Raw genomic sequence first — 18,417 nt, forward strand, 5'->3', positions numbered from 1 at the left:
GGAGGCCATCCATGCCAGCTGCAGCACCGCACGATCACGCAAGCCACGGACATCAGCATCATGAGGGCCATCACGGGCATTCACCTGCGCCATCAACAGGGTTGAAAGATCCAGTCTGCGGCATGGAGGTGACGGACCAGTCGCATCACTCGGCAGAGCACGAAGGACATCGCTACTACTTTTGCAGCGTCAAGTGCAAAACACGCTTTGTGGAAGCGCCGCAAAAATTCCTCACCACGCCGCGGAGCGACCGTGCCCCTCAGCCCAAGCCCGCAGCGGCGCAACCCGGCACGATCTACACTTGTCCCATGCACCCGGAGGTGCAGCAGGACCACCCGGGGAACTGCCCCAAGTGCGGCATGACACTGGAGCCCATGCTGCCTACGCTCGATGAGGGAGAAAACGCGGAACTCGTGGATTTCCGGCATCGCTTCTGGTGGACGCTGCCTCTCACTGTGGTGGTCACCGTCCTGGCCATGCTTGGGCACCGCTTGCAGTGGTTCGAGATGGCCACGCAGAGCTGGATCGAGCTGGTGTTGACCGTTCCCATCGTTCTGTGGGCGGGCTGGCCCTTCTTCGTGCGCGGTGCGCAGTCGGTCGTGAACCGCAGCCCCAATATGTGGACGCTGATCAGCCTGGGCACCGGTGCCGCTTTCGTCTACAGCGTGGTCGCGACCGTTGCGCCGGGGGTGTTTCCCGCCTCGTTCCAGGCCATGGGGCGCGTGGCGGTGTATTTCGAAGCTGCGGCCGTCATCATCTCGCTCACGCTCCTCGGCCAGATGCTGGAGCTGAAAGCGCGCTCCCAGACCTCGGCCGCCATCAAATCGCTGTTGGGCCTGGCTCCCAAGACGGCGCGGCGCATCGACGCCAACGGCCAGGAGAGCGACGTGCCGCTGTCCCACGTCCATGTGGGTGACCTGCTGCGCGTGCGCCCCGGGGAGAAGGTGCCGGTGGATGGCGTGGTCGTCGAGGGGAGCAGCGCCGTGGACGAAGCCATGCTCACTGGCGAGCCGGTGCCCATCGTCAAAGGGCCCGGGGATGCAGTCATCGGTGCCACGCTCAATACCAACGGAGCGCTCGTGATCCGGTCGGAGCGGGTCGGCTCCGCCACCATGCTGTCCCAGATCGTTCAGATGGTGGCCCAGGCACAGCGCTCACGGGCCCCCATGCAGCGCATGGCGGACCAGGTGGCGGGGTACTTCGTGGTGGCCGTGGTCGGTATCGCGTTGCTCACGCTCTTCGCGTGGGGCCTGTTCGGTCCTGAGCCACGGTGGGTCTATGGCCTGGTCAATGCCGTGGCCGTGCTGATCATCGCGTGTCCCTGCGCGTTGGGCCTGGCAACACCCATGTCCATCATGGTGGCCACGGGCCGGGGGGCGACCCGTGGCGTGCTGTTCAGGGACGCGGCAGCCATCGAGAACCTGCGCAAGGTGGACACGCTGATCGTGGACAAGACTGGCACGCTCACAGAGGGCAAACCCTCCTTCGAGCGTGTGGTGGCCATGCCCGGCATATCCAACGACGAAGTGTTGCGTCTGGCTGCCAGCCTGGACCAAGGCAGCGAGCACCCGCTGGCCGACGCCATTGTGCAGGCGGCCCGCGCCAAGGGGCTGGCCCTGGACAAGCCCGAGGACTTCGAGTCCGGGTCGGGCATCGGCGTACGCGGACGGGTCGGCGGGCGCCAGATCGCCCTGGGAAACACGGTCCTCATGGAGCAGGTGGGCGTTTCTGCGGATCCGCTGCTTGCGCAGGCAGAGGCCTTGCGCGCCACAGGCGCCAGCGTGATGTACCTGGCGGCCGATGGCCAGCTTCAAGGCCTGCTGGCGGTCTCGGATGCCATCAAGGCCAGCACGCCCGAAGCGCTGGCGACCTTGCACGCGGCGGGACTGCGCATTGTCATGGCCACGGGCGACGGCATGACCACCGCCAAGGCGGTGGGGGCCAAGCTGGGGATTGATGAGGTCCATGGCGAGGTCAAGCCTGCGGACAAGCTGGCCCTGGTGTCGCGGCTGCAGGCCGAAGGCCGTGTTGTCGCCATGGCGGGGGACGGGATCAACGACGCGCCCGCCCTTGCCAAGGCGGATGTGGGGATCGCGATGGGCACCGGCACCGACGTGGCGATGAACAGCGCACAGGTCACCTTGGTCAAGGGCGATCTGCGGGGTATTTCCACAGCGCGGGAACTGTCCGAGGCGACGGTGGGCAACATGAAGCAGAATCTCATGTTCGCCTTCCTCTACAACGCGCTGGGCATACCGATTGCGGCAGGGCTGCTGTATCCCTTCACCGGCTGGCTGCTGTCGCCGATGATCGCGGCCCTGGCGATGAGCCTGAGTTCTGCCTCGGTGATCACCAACGCCCTGCGGCTTCGCAAGGGCTGAGATGGACCTGCAGGCACCGAGTTGATCTGAGTGAGGTCCCTGGCCGGCATTTCCGCAAGACAGCAAGGAAACCGGCATCCTGTCAGCATGCACGGTGCTCGCAGGCCCGTTTCCAACGGCTTCGGTCTGGCGGGCACCACGACGGTGATGGAAGCCGTCTGCGGTGCCGCTCCGGGGGGCTCGGTGGGCCATGGGCCCGAGTTGATCGATGCGCTTGCGCGGCTTTTTGCCGACTCGCATTCAATGCCAATTGCGATGAGTGGTGAGCGGTGAACGGCCAATCATGTGGTCCTGACGGCGCCCACACGCCGCATCCGGCATGACGGGCTCGTCTCGTATGCTCTCTGCAGAGAATGACTCCCAGATGGATACCTCCCAGGAACCCGATATGACGCCCCCGCTCACACCAACCGGCATCACCCTCTACGGCAACCGTGAATCTGGCCATAGCAACAAGGTGCGCCTGGCATTGGTGTTTGGGCAGGTTGAGCATGACTATGTCCATATCGACATCTTTGTGTCGCCTGAACAACGACCGGAGCCATTTCGCAGCCTGGCGCGTTTCAATGAGGTACCGCTCCTGGTGTGGGGAGCGGAGAGCTTTGTGCAGTCCAACGCCATTCTGTGCCTGCTGGCAGAGCGCCTGCAGCGCCTGGGTGGCGAGAGCCCGCAGCGCATGGCGCGTGTGCGCGAATGGCTGTTCTGGGAAGCCAATCGTCTCGGCCTGTCGCTGCCACATGTTCGGTTTGCCCGCCAGTTTGCCCCGCAGGAGTATCCCGGCGGCACACCGGAATGGCTGCTGGCGCGCTATCAGCGCGACATAGCGCGGCTTGAGGCCGAGCTGAGCGACGGACGCGCATTCATCCTCGACGAGCAACTATCGGTCGCTGATTGCGCGCTCTGCGGCTACCTGTTCTGGGCGGATGACGTGGGGCTCGATGTTCCGCCACACGTGCGTGCCTGGCTGCGTCGAATCCAGCAACTGCCGGGCTGGCAGCCTCCTCGCGAACTGCTGTCCGCTGCGCCTTGATCTGGCCCTGGCAGCGCCACCATGAAAAGCCGCTGCAATGGACGCAACCGGATGGCGTGCCCGCGCGTTGCGTTCACGCGCATATGCCTCAGCTGACGGACGTCCACCGACAGCGCGCCCGTGTGACTGCTTGGCGTGGCCCTATGCGGTCTGCGCACATTGCTTGTCGGGTTCGCACCGTGCCTGCCGTGGCAACAGCGGACGTCCGCGCAGCCGACCGAAGTGAGGACGCGCAGTTGGGCGACATATTTCGCAATTGAAAAGGAGTTGCAGCTTGAACGCGTCATGGTGTCCACCGGTATCGTTTGGTGGACACCATCACGACCGCCTAGCGCAATCCATTTACTACGGGAAGAGCGCGCGCTTGCGGCGGATCAGGCCCATCATGACCATCAAGCTGGACAGCATGACAAGTCCCCATTCCGAGAGCGTGGGAATCGATGCCGGAGCATTGGCCGCTTCTACGGCGATGACGCGCGACTGCGTATTGTTGGATGTATCACCGTCGCCTGCTGCACCCGTTGTGCCGTTGGCGGTAGCCGTCCCCAAGGTCGTGGGGGTGCCGCTCACCTGGCATGTCACCGTCTGGCCTTGGGGAATGGCGTTCCCTGCGACCCATGCCGAGGCCCCAGGGCTGACCGTGCAGGAGCTCGTGGACAGGCCCGGAGGCAGACCGGCGACAGAGCAACTCGTGCTGGCCACCGCATCGGCAGAACCAGCGTTGGTGCAGGTGTAGCTCCCCGTGTAAGAGACACCCACTCTTGCAGTGGCAGGCAACCCGCTCACATCCACCAGTACATCCGGGGCCGTCGTCATAGACACAGGCCTCGATGCTGTGTTGTTGCCGACATTGATGTCGCCCGTGGCGCCGGTGGTGCCGTTCACGGTCAAACCACCAGAGCTGGTTGGCGTGCCGCTCACCGCACAGGTGACGAAGGCCCCCGCAGGTACGGCGTTTCCGGCGATCCAGGCGCCGCCTGTGCTGATGCTGCAGGCCCCTTGGTTCACCCCTGCCGGGAGCCCTCCCACGGCGCAGGTGGTGCCGGTGAGCGCCGTGGCGGCACCGATGTTCTGGCATGTGAAGCTACCGCTGTAGGGCACACCAACTGTCCCTGAGGGCGGAATACCTGCCAAGTCGATCGCCATGTCAGGCGTAGGTAGGACACCAGCGATGGCGATGATGGCGGTACGTTCATTGTTCAGCGTATTCGGATCGTTGTCGGCCCCGGTGGTCACATGCACGGTCACGCTACCCGTTGTGGTGGGTGTTCCAGAAACTTGACATGTCACAGTCTCTCCGGAAGGCACGGTACCTGGCTGGGTCCAGGGCGTATTGGCCGGGCTGACGGTACATGCCGAGACGCCCACGCCTGCGGGCAGGTTTGCGGCATCGCATGTTGCAACATCCGCGGCAGCAGCCCCCTTGTTGGTGCAGGTATACGAGCCGGTGTAAAGCGTGCCTACATTGGCAGTCGGTGGCAGGTTCAGAGTCACGGCATCCACGTCCATGTCGCTGAGCGTCGAAGGGCTGACCAGATCCGTTTTCCACATGGGGCCGGGAAGCGGATCGACCGCGTCACCCGCGATGGTGTAGTTCCCGTTGTTGATGGGCCCCATTGCCCCATCGGGAACAACTACGGTGACAGTAAAAGACCCTGACTGCCCCGGCGCCAACGTACCCACGTTGCAACTCAGGGAGCCGCCTGGCGTTGGCGGTGTGGCAGTGGCGCCACCAGAAGCCGGCGTGCAGTTTCCTCCGCTGGAAGACACGTAGGTCACGTTCTGAGGGACGGCCGAATTGTCTTGCGGCATCACCGGCGTCACAGTGGCGTTGCTCACTGGGTCGCTGGTCTTGTTGGTGTAGGTATAGGTGTAGGTGATCTGAGTGCCATTGGCGCTGCTGACAGACACGGGGCCAGAGACGCTCACCCACAACACGTCGGGGAGCCTGAAGCTAAAGCTGTCCACATGCACATGGCCTTCGTGCCCGCCAGGAGAGCAACCCGCCGCCACCAGTTCAAGCTCGATCCAGTCGCCCACCTGCAGTTTGGCATTGCCGGGGGCTATGTCAAAAGTGATGAATTCCGAATAGGCGTAGTTCCGGGTGTTGTTCGTGGTGTCATGCCACACGGTCCCTGGCTGGTTGGAGAAGTTGAAGGTGAAGAACAACTGGCCAGGGGAGCTCGCGGGGGCACCGGGCACAGGAACAGGGGTGGAATCCACGGCCGACGTGATCTTGCGCACTTCGACCGCAAAGTAGGGCTGTTCTTCGGAGAAATGCCCACCGGAAACGCTGGAAACATATACCGCACCATTTGTCACGTTAATAGCGTTGCTGGTCAGCGTAATTTGCGTGTCACTGTCAACGGAAAGTACCTGACGATCCGTATTGTTTGTGCCAAGACGCACATAGTTTCCAGGGCTCACCGTGGCCGTGAAATTGGTCCCCGTGCCTGTGACGATGGGGGAGCCGGAAGCAGCACTCACGGTGCCGCCCAGCACTTTGATCAATCCTGGGTTGTCAAGCACGGGCGTCATGGCGAAGCGAACGTGTACCTTGCCATCTGCGTCCACATCGGCAGCCGTCACTTGGGCGCGTTGCCGAATGGAGCTGGCACGGGAAGCATGGCTCGTGTACTGCACGGGCGGGTTCCCCAGGGTCGGGCTGCCACTTCGGGCGATATGACGCGTTGCCTGGGTAGATCCAAGTGGATTCAGATTCACCAAAGCACTGTTGTTGCCAGCAAAGGGCCAGCGCAAGGAGGCAGCGGGGATGGCGCCAGTGAGCAGATGATCCTGTTGGCTGCGAGCGCCCGCGCCACCTGCATCCAGCACCACGGACAGGTCCGTGGCATCTGGTGCCGTCCCCGTGGTGGTATAGAGATTGGGGTCATATCCCGCGTCACCAGCATTGGCCCGAAGATTCAGATCCTTGATGGATTTGGGGTTGATGGTGTGCGTACTAACTGTGGGCACGCCGTTGTTCTGCAGAGTCGTTTTGATCCATTCGCTGCCAAACGTGCCGCCCTCAAACCCGCCATTGACGAATTCGGCGTGCGCCGGATGCGCTGCCAGAAGCATCCCCCCAACACCTATCGCGGCCACGCCGCTCAGGAACTTGTGAACCAAGGCATGCATGGTTCTCCAACCATTTGTTCTTTTCAACACGATTTCCTCTTTGGATTTAAACGCTGCTCAGAACGGTGAAGCAGTGAGCAGACATACAACAAACAACTTTCGGATCGTGGGTCCGCGTCATGAAACGAGGGGCCCAGCGAAAAAAATCCTGCCCCTGTCCAAAATGGGCGCAATGCCTGCGGCATCGCACAAAGGACATTCAGCGCGTTACGGCAGTGCGGAAATCACGTCGAGATTCGATACGCCGAAAACGACGCACGGTCGTGCCAACGCCAATGGACTAGCCAATCTGCAGATAACTAACCGGCGCCTCCGGGGTTTCCCGGTCAGCCCTCCAGGCCCAACCCGTGGCCGACAAGTGCTACAGCGCGCCGATTGGACGCTGTGCAGCGCAGGTGCGACTGCATCCGAACGCCAGGACGCGGACCTCACTGCCGAGCCATCCCCCTCGGCACGGTCTCGAGTAAATTGCCGCCGGCATTTCGCTCATCAGCGGTTTGATGCGCGGACTGCAAGTGCGCCTTCCTGCGATGCAGCTCTTCAGGCCGCCACGCACGGCGATTTCAAGCCGTCATGTGCTGTCAAGCAAGGCTCCGCATAGGTGCCCATGCAAAGGCAACCGTGCAATCAGTGGGGCGAGCGATTTTTGTGACATGGCGAAATAGGACGTTGGGGCAAATTGCTCCAGCTGCCCAATACTCATGTCACATACGGTAACTCGCCATAAATCAAAAATCCGAGAATTGACTATTGTTTGCAATCTCGATCACGGCCTGATCGATGGGGGCCATGCCTGCGCTACGTGCGGCGAGCCCCACCTGTGAACGGACGTATTGCACTTCGGTATCCCCGGCAGTGCGGCGCCCCCCATGCCGCAGATGAAGTCCTTTGCACTGAAGCAAACGGGGGCAACCGCCGGATGTGCTCGATACCGGCCCCCTTCCCCATGCGGCCTTCCATTCGGTGGCGTGGCGTGCGCTGCCAGGTTCATTCACGCGGAAGGTGATCAAGCCTTGTGGCTGGACCTCTCGCAGAGCTGCGTGCGGGGGCGATGAACACGGCATGGGCACGGGTTTTCGGGTCGAAAAGCGCCCTGTGGTGGCACCCTGTTCAGGGCGTTCACGGGGACCGATTAACATTGGTAGCAATTCTTATTCTCAATTGCATACATGTTGATCGGTATTCTTCTGACCTTTGCGTGTGGCTGGCTGGTTCTGCGCGCCACCCCCCGTGCGGACGGGCCGCACCAGAGGTGGCCGTACGCAGCGCTGGGAGTGGCGGCGGCGCTGGTCGCTGTAGGTGGCATCCACGCCAGCGGCATGGGGCTGGCCGTGTCCATCGCCTTTGTGTTGGGGGTGGCCATGCTGGCGATACCCTGCCTGAGCTACTGCCAGGCCAGGCGCCGTGGCGCTTCCAAAAGAGCTGTGCGATGAGTCGTCGCAAAGATCCCGACGCAGCGCCCCGTCATCTGCTCTTCAAGGGATTGACGGGTTTTCTTCTTGGCTTTCCATTGGCACTGTGGCTCAGTTGGCTGCTGATGTACGGCGGGCTCTTGCCAAGCCATGTGCCGGTACGCGACCAAATTGCCATGTGGCTGGCGGTCCTGCTGTGGGCCGCCGTGCCGTGCGCGGCATTCCTGGCCCGAAGCCGTCGGCAATGCCTGGCAGTTTTCCTGCTGGCCAATGCAGCTGCTTTCACCGCCTGGAAGGTATTGCAATGAAGGCGCAGACCGTTCGCGACTACCTGGCGGTTCACACCTGGGTTGGCATCCTCTGCGGGCTGGTGTTGTACGTCGCCTTCTACGCTGGCGCCTTCTCGATGCTGGAAGCCGAGATCACCCGCTGGACCCAGCCACCGGCCGCCGTATCCCGTGCGATCAGCAATGACGGCGACGCGCTGGCCAAAGTCTTCCTCGACGCGAACCCGGACTTCAAGGGCCGCGTGCGTTTGCGCTGGCCCAGTGCGGACCACACCCAGCCCGCGCTTGCGCACATGGTGCGCGGCCAGGACGCGGTGTGGTGGCAACTGGGCAACGATGGTCAATTGCACCGCATGCACTCCATGCCGCGCGAGGACGACACCAGCGGCAATTTTGTGGACTACCTGCATCGCAAGGGTGGCCTGCCCATTCCGCTGGAATTGGCCGAGCCGCTGATCGGCCTCGTGTCTCTGGCCTATGCGCTGGCCCTGGTGTCAGGCATCGTGGTGCTGCTGCCTTCGCTGGTGAAGGACTTGTTTTATCTGCGCCTGGGATCCAACCTCAAGCGCATGTGGCTGGATGTGCACAACCTGCTGGGCGTGGCCAGCCTGCCGTTTCACCTTGTCATCGCACTGAGCGCCGCCGTGTTCGGGCTACACGACATGGTCTACCTGGCGCAGGACAAGTTCGTCTATCAGGAAGGCCTGCGCGCCACCGTCGCGCGCGACAGTGTCAAGCCGCCGCAGGTGGCGCGCGCAGACTGGCTGCCTCCGAGCGAAATCATGCGCCGCGTACAGGAGCAGGCGCCGGGATTTGCGCCCCTGGGCCTGGACTACGTGATGCTCCCCAGCGGCCCCGTGGGGCTGGTGGGGGGCGTGGATGAACGGCACTTCCAGCGCGCCTCGCGCTACGGCCTGGCTTTCGTGAACCTGGGCAGCGGCGAAATCTACGATCGCAACTATCTGCCGGGTGCCAGCGGCTATGCGTCGACGGCGCTCCTCAGCAGCCTGTTCGCGCTGCACTTCGGCAGCTATGGTGGCGACACGGTGCGCATCCTGTACCTGCTGCTGGGGCTGTCGGGTGCGCTGCTGTTCTACACCGGGAATTTGCTGTGGATAGAGACGCGGACCCAGCGCGCGCGCAAACCGCAAGACGGGCAGTCCATGAGGCGGCCGCGCCATGTGCGTGTCGTGTCCGCGCTCACGCAGGGTGTGTGCCTGGGCTGCGCTGCGGCGCTACCCGCGACGCTTGCCCTGGCGCACTGGTTCGCGCCGAGGGTGGGCGACATCGACGCGCTCCACCAGGGTGTGTACTACACGCTGTTTCTCGCCTGCATCGCCTGGGCGATCTGGCGCGGCACGGAACGCGCTGCGCCCGGCCTGTTGTGGTTCACGGCGATCTGCAATGCGCTGGTACCCGTGGCCGCCGTGCTGAACCCCAGTCCGGACGGGGTACTGCTGGGCCTGACCTGCCTGCTGCTGGCACTGTTCTTCGGATGGCTGGGTTGGCGCCAGCGCGCCAAGGTGCATCCGGTCGGCGTGGCTGCCTGATGTGCATGCGCAACACTTCATTTTCATAGCTGCCTGCGCTTGCTACATAAGCGCTGGAGGCCAATTTGACTTCCAGAAACAGGCCTACCGTACTCAGTCGCCAGCGGGGTGTCGGTTACAACATGAAATATAATGAGAATTATTTTCATTCGTATCAAATAACGGCAAGAAGCAATGTCCAACAAAGCATCCTTTGGCCGCACCGGCCGGCTTACTCCCATCGCTCTGGCGCTGCTGGCTTTCAGCGCCTCCGTCGCAGGGCAGACCGCGGACGGCGGCACGGCCACCGCCACGCTGGAGCAAGTCAATGTGCGCAGCAAGTACGAACGTGAAGACCTGCCGACCCGCGCGCCCGGCCACAAGGCCGCATCGGGCGCGCGCCTGGGCATCCTGGGCGCCACGTCCATCCTGGAGGCGCCCGTGCATGTCAACGCCTACACGCGCGAGCTGGCCGAGGACTGGTCGGCCCTCACGCTGCAGGACGTGCTGGAGAACGACTCGTCGGTCGTCTTCATCACCAACAAGAACCACCTGCTGCAGAACTTCAACCTGCGCGGCCTGGACATGAGCGCGATGGACATCGCCACCAACGGCCTGTACGGCATCGCCCCGGCCAATGCGGTGCCGGTGGAGATGTTCGAACGCATCGAGGTGCTGCGCGGCCCGAACGTGCTGCTCTCGGGCATGCCGCCCAACAACAGCGTGGCCGGCACCGTCAACATGGTCACCAAGCGCGCACTGGCGCAGCCCATCGCCGACCTGACGATGACCTACGCCACGCATTCATACCTGCAGGGCCATGCCGACGTGGGCAAGCGCTTCGGCGATGAAAAGCGCCTGGGTATCCGCTTCAACGGCGTCTATGGCAGCGGCGAGATGGGCGCCAAGGAGGAGGACCAGACCCGCCGCGTGGGGGCTCTGGCGCTGGACTACCTGGGCGACCGCGCGCGCTTCTCGCTGGACGTGTACAGCAGCGTCACCAAGATCGAGGGCGGCAGCCCGGGCATGTTCAACTTTCTGGGCAACGCCCAGATCCCCGGCGTGGGCCGCCTGCTGGCGCCGCCCGAGGGCGACACCAACATGTTCCGCGGCACGCACGGGCAGTACGACAACAGCGGCGCGCTGGCCCGCGCCGAGGTCGACTTCACGCCCGACTGGCAAGGGTACTTCGCGATAGGTGGCTCCGAGGCCGAGGGCAACGGCCTGCTGTTCGGCACGCGCGCCTTCGTCACCGGCGCGGACGGCACCACGCGCGGCGCGATCTACAACGTCCACACCGAATCCGAGCGCCGCACGGCCGAGACGGGCGTGATCGGCAAGTTCGACACCGGCAGCGTCAAGCACCGCCTGCAGCTTTCGGCCAATGTCCTCAAGCACAAGGAAGGCACGGTCAACACCGCCTGCAACTACTGCTACACCACCAACATGTACAACCCCGTGGCGCCCACCTTTCCCGCAGCGCCCAAGTGGACCGGCTACACCACCGTGAACGACTACCGCTCGCTGGCCGTCGCCGACACCATGGCCTTTGCCCATGAAACCGTGCTGCTGACAGTGGGCGGGCGCCACCAGACCGTGAAGATGCCGCTGCAAAAATACAGCGAAAGCCGCTTCTCCCCCATGCTCGCCGCCGTGGTACGGCCCTGGGGGGATTCCGTCTCGCTCTTTGGCAATTACACCGAAGGCCTGGAGCCCGGCCAGATTGTTGGAGTGGGCTACGCCAACACGGGTGAGGCCCTGCCACCGAAGCAGACCAAGCAGTTCGAACTGGGCGTGAAGCTGCAGGCGGGTGCGCTCACGCACACCGTCAGCGCCTATGAGATCAAGCGCCCCTCCTTCGTCACCAACAGTGCCAACCGCATGGTCGATGACGGCGAGCAGCGGCTGCGCGGCCTGGAGTGGAGCATGTACGGCATGTTGACCAAGGACCTGTCGCTGCTGGGCGGCGTTACCCACATCGAATCCGAGCAGCGCAACACCGGCCGCGATACCTACGGCACGCCTGAGCTGCGCGCGCGCATCGGCCTGGATTGGCAAACGCCCGTGCAAGGTCTGAAGGTGGGCGGTCGCGTGGTCCACACCAGCTCGCAGTGGGCGGATTCGGGCAACAAGCTGCGCGTGCCCTCCTGGAATCGCCTGGACCTGAATGCCAGCTACGCCACCAGGTTCGGCAGCATGCCCGTGCGCTTCAACGCCAGCGTGGAAAACGTGGCCGACAAGAAGTACTGGATCGGCATCTTCGGCGACGGCTTCGTGATGCCAGGCGCACCGCGCACCTTCAAAGTGTCTGCGACCGTGTCGTTCTGATGCTGGGGACAGGCCCGCCGAAGGTATGGCGCCTTTCAGCGTGGCCTGACTTTCGAAAGCACCGGCGAGGACCGCTTGTGGCGCGGCGGTGGGTCCTCGCCGGTACTGTCCGTCCGCGGCAACGGCAGGCGCTGGGCCGCGATGCCGCTCAGGAAGTCAAAGCACTTTGGTGAGCGTGACGATCACGCGCGACTTGTTGACGGGGCCGAAGAATTCTTTCTTGCTGGCGCCCGCCACCGCAGCGCCCAGCGACACACCCGAGCCGAAGTCGTAGGCACCGCCCACGCTGTAGTCCATGAAGTTGGGGGCCGTGATGTCGCCACCAAAGCGGGTGTAACCCACGGACGCCTTCAGCGTGATCTTGGGGGCCACTTCGTGCGCGAACGCCAGGTTCAGGTAGCCGGTGTTGCGGCCCTTGAAGCCGGGGCCGGCGTAGGCGAAGTAGTCCTTGGACAGTGTGTGCGAGTACCGGGCGGTCAGGGGGCCGAACGTGGCCGCGCCATAGACTTCGGTGGTGTTGCCGTTGCTGTTGCCGGGGTAGATGTAGGTCAGCACGCCCAGGTCCAGGTCCGCGTCGCCGGCCTTGAACTTGTAGCCCCCGTACACATCGGATTCGAGCGAGTTGCCCGACAGCCAGTCCACGCTGGAGTTCCAGTTGCCCACATAGAAGCCGGATTCACCAAAGGCATAGTCAAAGCCGCCTTGCAGCGCCGGCTTGACGGCCCTGGCCTTGGAGGTGTCCTGGTCCTGGCCGCGGAACTTGTAGTTGGTGGTCAGGCTGACGTTGCCGGTGAGCTGGGCGCTGGCCAGCACGGGAAGGGTGGCGAAGAGCGCAGTGGCGAGCACTTTGGAGCATGAGAAGGCCATGAAGGAAATCCTGCGGAAACAAAAGAAGGTGCAAGCGTAGGAAAACGTGCATATAAAGTTCGTAAAGAATGCGGGCAAAGCCGTAAATGTTGCCGAGCGCCGACGGACGCCACGAATCGCCAACCACACACCGTGACGCGCTGGCAACATCGCCGGCATCCAGTGTTGCGTGAGGTGCTGTGATGTTGATCAACTGCGTCGTGTATGAGGATGGCACCAAGCTCGCCGACATTCCTGTCCGTGAGATCCGTGAGCACATATCGCTCCCCGGGTGCTTCGTGTGGGTGGCATTGCATGACGCCACCCCGGAAGAACTTGACGAGTTGCAAAAGGAGTTCGGCCTGCATCCCCTGGCGGTGGAAGATGCCCGCCATGGCCATCAGCGGCCCAAAGTCGAGGAATACGGGCCTTCTCTTTTTGTGGTTCTTCATCTCCTGGAGTCGGGTGGCGACCACGAGACCGTCACGAGGCTGGGCGAACTCAATGTGTTCGTGGGCAGTAACTATGTGGTGTCGGTGCGCAACCGCAGTGAGCGAGGCTTCTGGGATGTGCGGGAGCGTTGTGAGAGAGAGCCTGAACTCTTGCGCAGCGGGCCGGGATTTGTGCTGTATGCGCTGATGGACGCGGTGGTCGATCGCTACTTCCCGATCATCGATGCCCTCGAGGTGGAGCTTGAAACGATCGAGCAACAGATATTCACCAAGGGTGTCGCGCGGACCAGTATCCGGCGGCTCTATGAACTCAAGCAGCGCCTTACCCTGCTCAAGCACGCCGTTGCCCCATTGCTGGAAGGTGCGGCCAAGCTGCACGGTGGCCGGGTGCCACAAATCTGTGCTGGCTCTCAGGAGTATTTCCGCGATGTGGTGGACCACCTTGGCCGGATCAACACCTCCATCGACTCCATTCGCGACACGATCGGGACGGCAATCCATGTCAATCTGTCCATGGTCACCATCGAGGATGGCGAGGTCGTCAAGCGCCTGGCTGCGTGGGCCAGTCTGTTTGCCGTGTGCACGGCGTTCGCGGGAATCTGGGGCATGAATTTCGAGCACATGCCGGAGCTCAAGTGGCGCTACGGATACGCCGCTGCGATCGCCCTCATCGCCACCACCTGTTGCTATCTCTACTATCGCTTTCGCAAGGCGGGCTGGCTCTAGATAACAGGTGCGGAGCCGTCCGGGGCGCGGGTTCCAGCCGCCAGGCGCCGGTAGATCGGTGGCCCTCGCAAGGGCCGCATTTTTACGCCGTTTTTACGGCGACCTCCCCAGTCTGTGCACACTTTTTACAGCGACATCCTGAGAATCAAACACACGTTTTGATGCAGGAGTTGTCGATGGACATGATCTGGATAGCCGCATTGGCGGCTCTGTGGGTGGCCATGGCCGAGGCCGTGGTTTTGCTGGGCAAATTCGGCCCGGCCAAGGGTGAGCGCGCATGATCGGCCTCGAAGTGCTTTATGGCTTTGGCGCGCTTGTGGCCATTGCCTTGCTGGCCTATCTCGTGTTCGCGCTGATCTGCGCGGAGGAGTTCTGACATGGAAACCTCTGCCTGGAGCCTGCTCGGGCTCTTTCTGGTTGCGCTTGGCGTCCTGGCATGGCCGTTGGGCAAATGGCTGGCCGCCCTGTGTGAGGGCCGGTTGCCTCGGTGGATGCATGTGGCCGAAAAACCGCTCTACAAGATGGCCGGGGTGGCTCCCGATCAGTCGATGCACTGGCACGGCTATGCGCTGGCACTGTTGGCGTTCAATGCCATCGGTGCATTGGCGGTGTATGGCCTGCAGCGCCTGCAGCACCTGCTGCCGCTCAATCCCCAGGGAATGGGGGCGGTATCCGGCGACTCGTCGTTCAACACTGCCATCAGTTTTGTTGCCAATACCAACTGGCAGGGCTACGCGGGTGAATCCACGATGAGCTATCTCACGCAGATGCTTGGCCTTTCCGTTCAGAACTTCTTGTCAGCTGCCACCGGTATCGCCGTGGCGTTCGCGTTGGCCCGCGGCTTTGCGGCCCGGCGCACCGACGGACAGGGATATGTCGGAAACTTCTGGACCGACGTCACCCGGATCACGGCTTGGGTGCTTGTGCCGGCCTCCTTTGTGATCGCGCTCGTTCTGGTCGGGCAGGGCGTCATCCAGAATTTTGACGCCTACAAGGAGGTCGCAACCCTGGAGCAGACGGCCTATGAAGTGCCCAGGCTGGATGGTGCAGGCCAGCCCGTGACAGGTGCCGACGGAGCACCGGTCATGGAGGGCAAGACCAGCAAGACCCAGACGCTGGCCATGGGACCGGTGGCCTCGCAGGAGGCGATCAAGATGCTCGGCACGAACGGCGGCGGGTTCTTCAACGCCAACTCCGCCCATCCCTATGAGAACCCCACCGCCTTGACGAACTTCGTGCAAATGCTGGCGATCTTTCTGATTCCCGCGGCCTTGTGCTTCGCATTTGGCCGTGTTGTTGGCGACCAGCGCCAGGGCGTCGCGATCCTGGCGGCGATGACGGTGATGTTCGTCGTGGCCGTCGTGGCCGTTGTCGCGGCGGAACAGGCCGGCAATCCGCAATGGAGTGCGCTGGGGGTGGACCAATCCGTCAGCACCCTGCAATCGGGCGGGAACATGGAGGGCAAGGAAGTGCGGTTCGGAATCACCGCGTCAGCGCTTTTCGCGGCCGTGACCACCGCTGCCTCATGTGGCGCCGTGAACGCGATGCATGACTCGTTCACGCCTCTGGGAGGCATGGTGCCTCTGGTTCTCATGCAACTGGGCGAGGTCGTGTTTGGCGGCGTGGGCACCGGCCTCTATGGCATGCTGGTATTCGCCATCCTTGCCGTGTTCATGGCGGGTCTCATGATCGGCCGGACGCCCGAGTATTTGGGCAAGAAGATCGAGGTGCGCGAAATGAAGCTCACATCGGTCGCCATTCTGGTGACGCCGATCCTGGTGCTCGTGGGTACCGCGGTTGCCGTGAGTGCGGGCGCAGGACAGGCCGGCGTTGCCAACCCTGGCGCCCATGGGTTCTCCGAAATCCTCTATGCATTGACATCCGCCGCCAACAACAACGGCAGCGCGTTTGCGGGGCTGTCTGCCAATACGCCGTTCTACAACGTACTGCTGGGGCTGGCGATGTGGTTTGGCCGCTTTGGAGTGATCGTGCCCGTCCTGGCCATCGCTGGTTCGCTGGCCGCGAAGAAGCGCCTGCCGGTGACGGCAGGCACCATGCCCACCCATGGGCCGCTGTTCGTGGTTCTTCTCGTGGGGACCGTGCTTCTGGTGGGGCTTCTCAACTACGTGCCTGCCCTGGCTTTGGGTCCGATGGTCGAGCACCTGATGCTCTGGGCCAAGTGAGGTTTGCCGATGACTAAAAAGAATACTTCTACTTCTCTGCTGGATCCTGTCCTGATCCGGACAGCGTTCTGGGGGGCGCTGGCCAAGCTCAGCCCGCTGGTTCAATGGCGCAACCCGGTGATGTTCATCGTGTACATCGGCAGCATCTTCACCACGCTGCTGTGGCTGCATGCCCTCAACGCACCGGCGGATGCGAGCATGCGCCCGGGCTTCGTGCTGGCCATCACCGTCTGGCTCTGGTTTACGGTGCTGTTCGCCAACTTCGCCGAAGCGTTGGCCGAAGGCCGCAGCAAGGCCCAGGCAGCCTCCTTGCGTGGATTGCGCAAGGAAACCTGGGCCAAGAAACTCAAGGAGCCGGTCCATGGTTCCGCGTTCCTGCCGGAGCAGGCCACCAACTTGCGCCGCGGCGACGTGGTGCTGGTGGAGGCGGGCGATGTGATTCCGCTGGATGGTGAAGTGATCGAGGGCGTAGCCTCTGTCGACGAAAGTGCCATCACCGGCGAATCTGCGCCGGTGGTTCGCGAGTCCGGTGGGGACTTCTCCGCCGTGACGGGCGGCACCCGCGTGCTTTCCGATTGGCTCGTGGTGCGCGTGTCCGTGAATCCAGGCGAGTCTTTCCTGGACCGGATGATTGGAATGGTGGAGGCCGCCAAGCGGCAAAAGACGCCCAATGAGGTCGCCTTGACGATCTTGTTGGTGGCATTGACGATTGTGTTCCTGGTGGTCACCGTCACCCTGCTGCCTTTTTCGATCTTCAGCGTGCAGGCGTCAGCGGCTGGGACTGTCGTCTCTCTGACGGCCCTGGTGGCCCTGCTGGTGTGCCTCATCCCGACCACCATCGGTGGACTGCTGTCGGCCGTTGGCGTGGCTGGCATGAGCCGGATGATGCAGGCCAACGTGATTGCGACCTCGGGGCGGGCCGTGGAGGCCGCAGGAGATGTCGATGTGCTCCTGCTGGACAAGACCGGGACCATTACCCACGGGAATCGCCAAGCCAGTGCGTTCCTGCCCGCTCCAGGGGTTTCACCTGGCCGCCTGGCCCGCGCAGCCTTGCTGGCATCGCTTGCGGACGAGACGCCTGAAGGGCGCAGCATCGTCGAGCTGGCCCGCCGTTCGGGCACCCCCGACGAGAATCCGCAGGGCGTGCTGCTTGTGCCTTTCACTGCGCAGACGCGGATGAGCGGTGTCGACCTCCCTGCCGTTGAAGCGTCCGGGCAGCCCGCAACCATGCTGCGCAAGGGAGCCGTGCAAGCCATTGCGCGGCATGTGGAAGCGCTGGGGGGCGCCATGCCACACGAAGTGGCGGCCGCCGCCGACCAGGTGGCGTACCGGGGAAGCACCCCCCTGGTGGTGACGGAAGGGCGTCAGGTGCTCGGTGTTGTGGAACTCAAGGATGTCGTGAAGGTCGGCATCAAGGAGCGCTTCGCCGAGCTGCGCCGCATGGGCATCCGCACCGTCATGATCACGGGTGACAACAAACTCACGGCAGCCTTCATCGCCGCGGAGGCCGGGGTCGATGACTTCCTGGCGGAGGCGACCCCGGAGGACAAACTGGCGCTGATCCGCAAGTACCAGTCGGAAGGACGACTGGTGGCCATGACCGGCGACGGCACCAACGATGCGCCGGCATTGGCGCAGGCCGATGTCGCCGTGGCGATGGGGAGCGGAACACAAGCCGCCAAGGAAGCTGGCAACATGGTCGACCTGGACTCCAACCCGACAAAACTCCTGGAGGTCGTTGAGACTGGCAAGGCGCTCTTGATGACGCGAGGCTCTCTCACGACGTTCTCGATCGCGAACGACGTGGCGAAGTATTTCGCCATCATTCCGGCCATTTTCGTGTCGACCTATCCGCAGCTTTCCGCGCTCAACGTCATGCAGCTGGCGAGCCCGTCGTCTGCCATCTTGTCGGCCGTGATCTTCAATGCGCTGGTGATCGTCTTCCTGATCCCCCTGGCATTGCGAGGGGTGCGGTATCGCCCTGTGGGGGCGGCGGCCCTGCTGCGCCGCAACCTCGCGATCTATGGCCTCGGAGGTTTGATCGTGCCGTTTGTCGGCATCAAGCTGATTGACTGGATACTGGTGGCCGTAGGGCTGATTTGAGG

The 18,417-nt window shown here is 63.2% G+C and carries 11 protein-coding genes; 9 read left to right on the forward strand and 2 right to left on the reverse strand.

The genetic code is table 11. The features are described from left to right. Positions 1 to 11 precede the first annotated feature (11 nt). Positions 12 to 2,381: a heavy metal translocating P-type ATPase gene (locus AC07OC_RS17040; protein WP_494601786.1), complete on the forward strand. Its 2,370-nt coding sequence runs from the start codon at positions 12 to 14 to the stop codon at positions 2,379 to 2,381. A gap of 388 nt (positions 2,382 to 2,769) precedes the next feature. Next, the gene (locus AC07OC_RS17045) at positions 2,770 to 3,411 is read left to right on the forward strand and encodes a glutathione S-transferase family protein (protein WP_218339791.1); all 642 of its coding nucleotides are present in this window, start codon (positions 2,770 to 2,772) and stop codon (positions 3,409 to 3,411) included. A 345-nt stretch (positions 3,412 to 3,756) separates the two neighbouring features. On the opposite strand, the gene AC07OC_RS17050 is transcribed toward AC07OC_RS17045, so the two are convergent. Continuing rightward, a complete protein-coding gene (locus AC07OC_RS17050) occupies positions 3,757 to 6,549 on the reverse strand; it encodes an IPTL-CTERM sorting domain-containing protein (protein WP_494601788.1) in 2,793 nt (930 codons plus the stop codon). A 1,429-nt stretch (positions 6,550 to 7,978) separates the two neighbouring features. On the opposite strand from AC07OC_RS17050, the gene AC07OC_RS17055 reads away from it, so the two are divergent. The 3 genes from AC07OC_RS17055 to AC07OC_RS17065 all read left to right on the forward strand — a co-directional run bounded on the left by AC07OC_RS17055 (position 7,979) and on the right by AC07OC_RS17065 (position 12,105). After that, on the forward strand, positions 7,979 to 8,269 hold the full coding sequence (locus AC07OC_RS17055; RefSeq protein WP_218296194.1) for a hypothetical protein: 291 nt from the start codon (positions 7,979 to 7,981) through the stop codon (positions 8,267 to 8,269). After that, positions 8,266 to 9,798, forward strand: coding sequence for a PepSY-associated TM helix domain-containing protein (locus tag AC07OC_RS17060; protein ID WP_218339788.1), 1,533 nt, complete (start codon positions 8,266 to 8,268; stop codon positions 9,796 to 9,798). Before AC07OC_RS17055 ends, AC07OC_RS17060 begins: the two co-directional genes overlap by 4 nt. Positions 9,799 to 9,972: 174 nt before the next feature. Then, positions 9,973 to 12,105: a TonB-dependent receptor gene (locus AC07OC_RS17065; protein WP_218339787.1), complete on the forward strand. Its 2,133-nt coding sequence runs from the start codon at positions 9,973 to 9,975 to the stop codon at positions 12,103 to 12,105. Positions 12,106 to 12,261: 156 nt separating this feature from the next. On the opposite strand, the gene AC07OC_RS17070 is transcribed toward AC07OC_RS17065, so the two are convergent. Further along, positions 12,262 to 12,972, reverse strand: coding sequence for a TorF family putative porin (locus tag AC07OC_RS17070; RefSeq protein ID WP_218296191.1), 711 nt, complete (start codon positions 12,970 to 12,972; stop codon positions 12,262 to 12,264). Positions 12,973 to 13,154: 182 nt separating this feature from the next. Here AC07OC_RS17070 and AC07OC_RS17075 point away from each other — a divergent pair, with 182 nt between their 5' ends. The 4 genes from AC07OC_RS17075 to kdpB all read left to right on the forward strand — a co-directional run bounded on the left by AC07OC_RS17075 (position 13,155) and on the right by kdpB (position 18,415). Then, positions 13,155 to 14,129, forward strand: a complete 975-nt coding sequence (locus AC07OC_RS17075) for a magnesium and cobalt transport protein CorA (protein ID WP_218296190.1) — start codon at positions 13,155 to 13,157, stop codon at positions 14,127 to 14,129. A 277-nt stretch (positions 14,130 to 14,406) separates the two neighbouring features. Further along, positions 14,407 to 14,505 carry a K(+)-transporting ATPase subunit F gene (gene kdpF, locus AC07OC_RS17080; protein WP_218296189.1) on the forward strand — a complete coding sequence of 33 codons (99 nt, stop codon included), beginning with the start codon at positions 14,407 to 14,409 and terminating at the stop codon, positions 14,503 to 14,505. A gap of 1 nt (position 14,506) precedes the next feature. Then, a complete protein-coding gene (gene kdpA / locus AC07OC_RS17085) occupies positions 14,507 to 16,312 on the forward strand; it encodes a potassium-transporting ATPase subunit KdpA (RefSeq protein WP_218296188.1) in 1,806 nt (601 codons plus the stop codon). Between the two features lie 9 nt (positions 16,313 to 16,321). Beyond that, positions 16,322 to 18,415: a potassium-transporting ATPase subunit KdpB gene (kdpB, locus tag AC07OC_RS17090; RefSeq protein ID WP_218339786.1), complete on the forward strand. Its 2,094-nt coding sequence runs from the start codon at positions 16,322 to 16,324 to the stop codon at positions 18,413 to 18,415. Positions 18,416 to 18,417: the final 2 nt, after the last annotated feature.

Source organism: Acidovorax sp. GW821-FHT10E04 (assembly GCF_059415185.1).

What these genes read in the sequence shown, in the direction of transcription:
- AC07OC_RS17055 (WP_218296194.1), top strand. Translation starts at nt 7,979, where the DNA reads ATGAGTCGTCGCAAAGATCCCGACGCAGCGCCCCGTCATCTGCTCTTC.
- AC07OC_RS17045 (WP_218339791.1), top strand. Translation starts at nt 2,770, where the DNA reads ATGACGCCCCCGCTCACACCAACCGGCATCACCCTCTACGGCAACCGT.
- AC07OC_RS17065 (WP_218339787.1), top strand. Translation starts at nt 9,973, where the DNA reads ATGTCCAACAAAGCATCCTTTGGCCGCACCGGCCGGCTTACTCCCATC.
- kdpA (WP_218296188.1), top strand. Translation starts at nt 14,507, where the DNA reads ATGGAAACCTCTGCCTGGAGCCTGCTCGGGCTCTTTCTGGTTGCGCTT.
- AC07OC_RS17060 (WP_218339788.1), top strand. Translation starts at nt 8,266, where the DNA reads ATGAAGGCGCAGACCGTTCGCGACTACCTGGCGGTTCACACCTGGGTT.
- AC07OC_RS17070 (WP_218296191.1), bottom strand. Translation starts at nt 12,972, where the DNA reads ATGGCCTTCTCATGCTCCAAAGTGCTCGCCACTGCGCTCTTCGCCACC.
- AC07OC_RS17075 (WP_218296190.1), top strand. Translation starts at nt 13,155, where the DNA reads ATGTTGATCAACTGCGTCGTGTATGAGGATGGCACCAAGCTCGCCGAC.
- AC07OC_RS17050 (WP_494601788.1), bottom strand. Translation starts at nt 6,549, where the DNA reads ATGCATGCCTTGGTTCACAAGTTCCTGAGCGGCGTGGCCGCGATAGGT.
- AC07OC_RS17040 (WP_494601786.1), top strand. Translation starts at nt 12, where the DNA reads ATGCCAGCTGCAGCACCGCACGATCACGCAAGCCACGGACATCAGCAT.
- kdpF (WP_218296189.1), top strand. Translation starts at nt 14,407, where the DNA reads ATGATCGGCCTCGAAGTGCTTTATGGCTTTGGCGCGCTTGTGGCCATT.
- kdpB (WP_218339786.1), top strand. Translation starts at nt 16,322, where the DNA reads ATGACTAAAAAGAATACTTCTACTTCTCTGCTGGATCCTGTCCTGATC.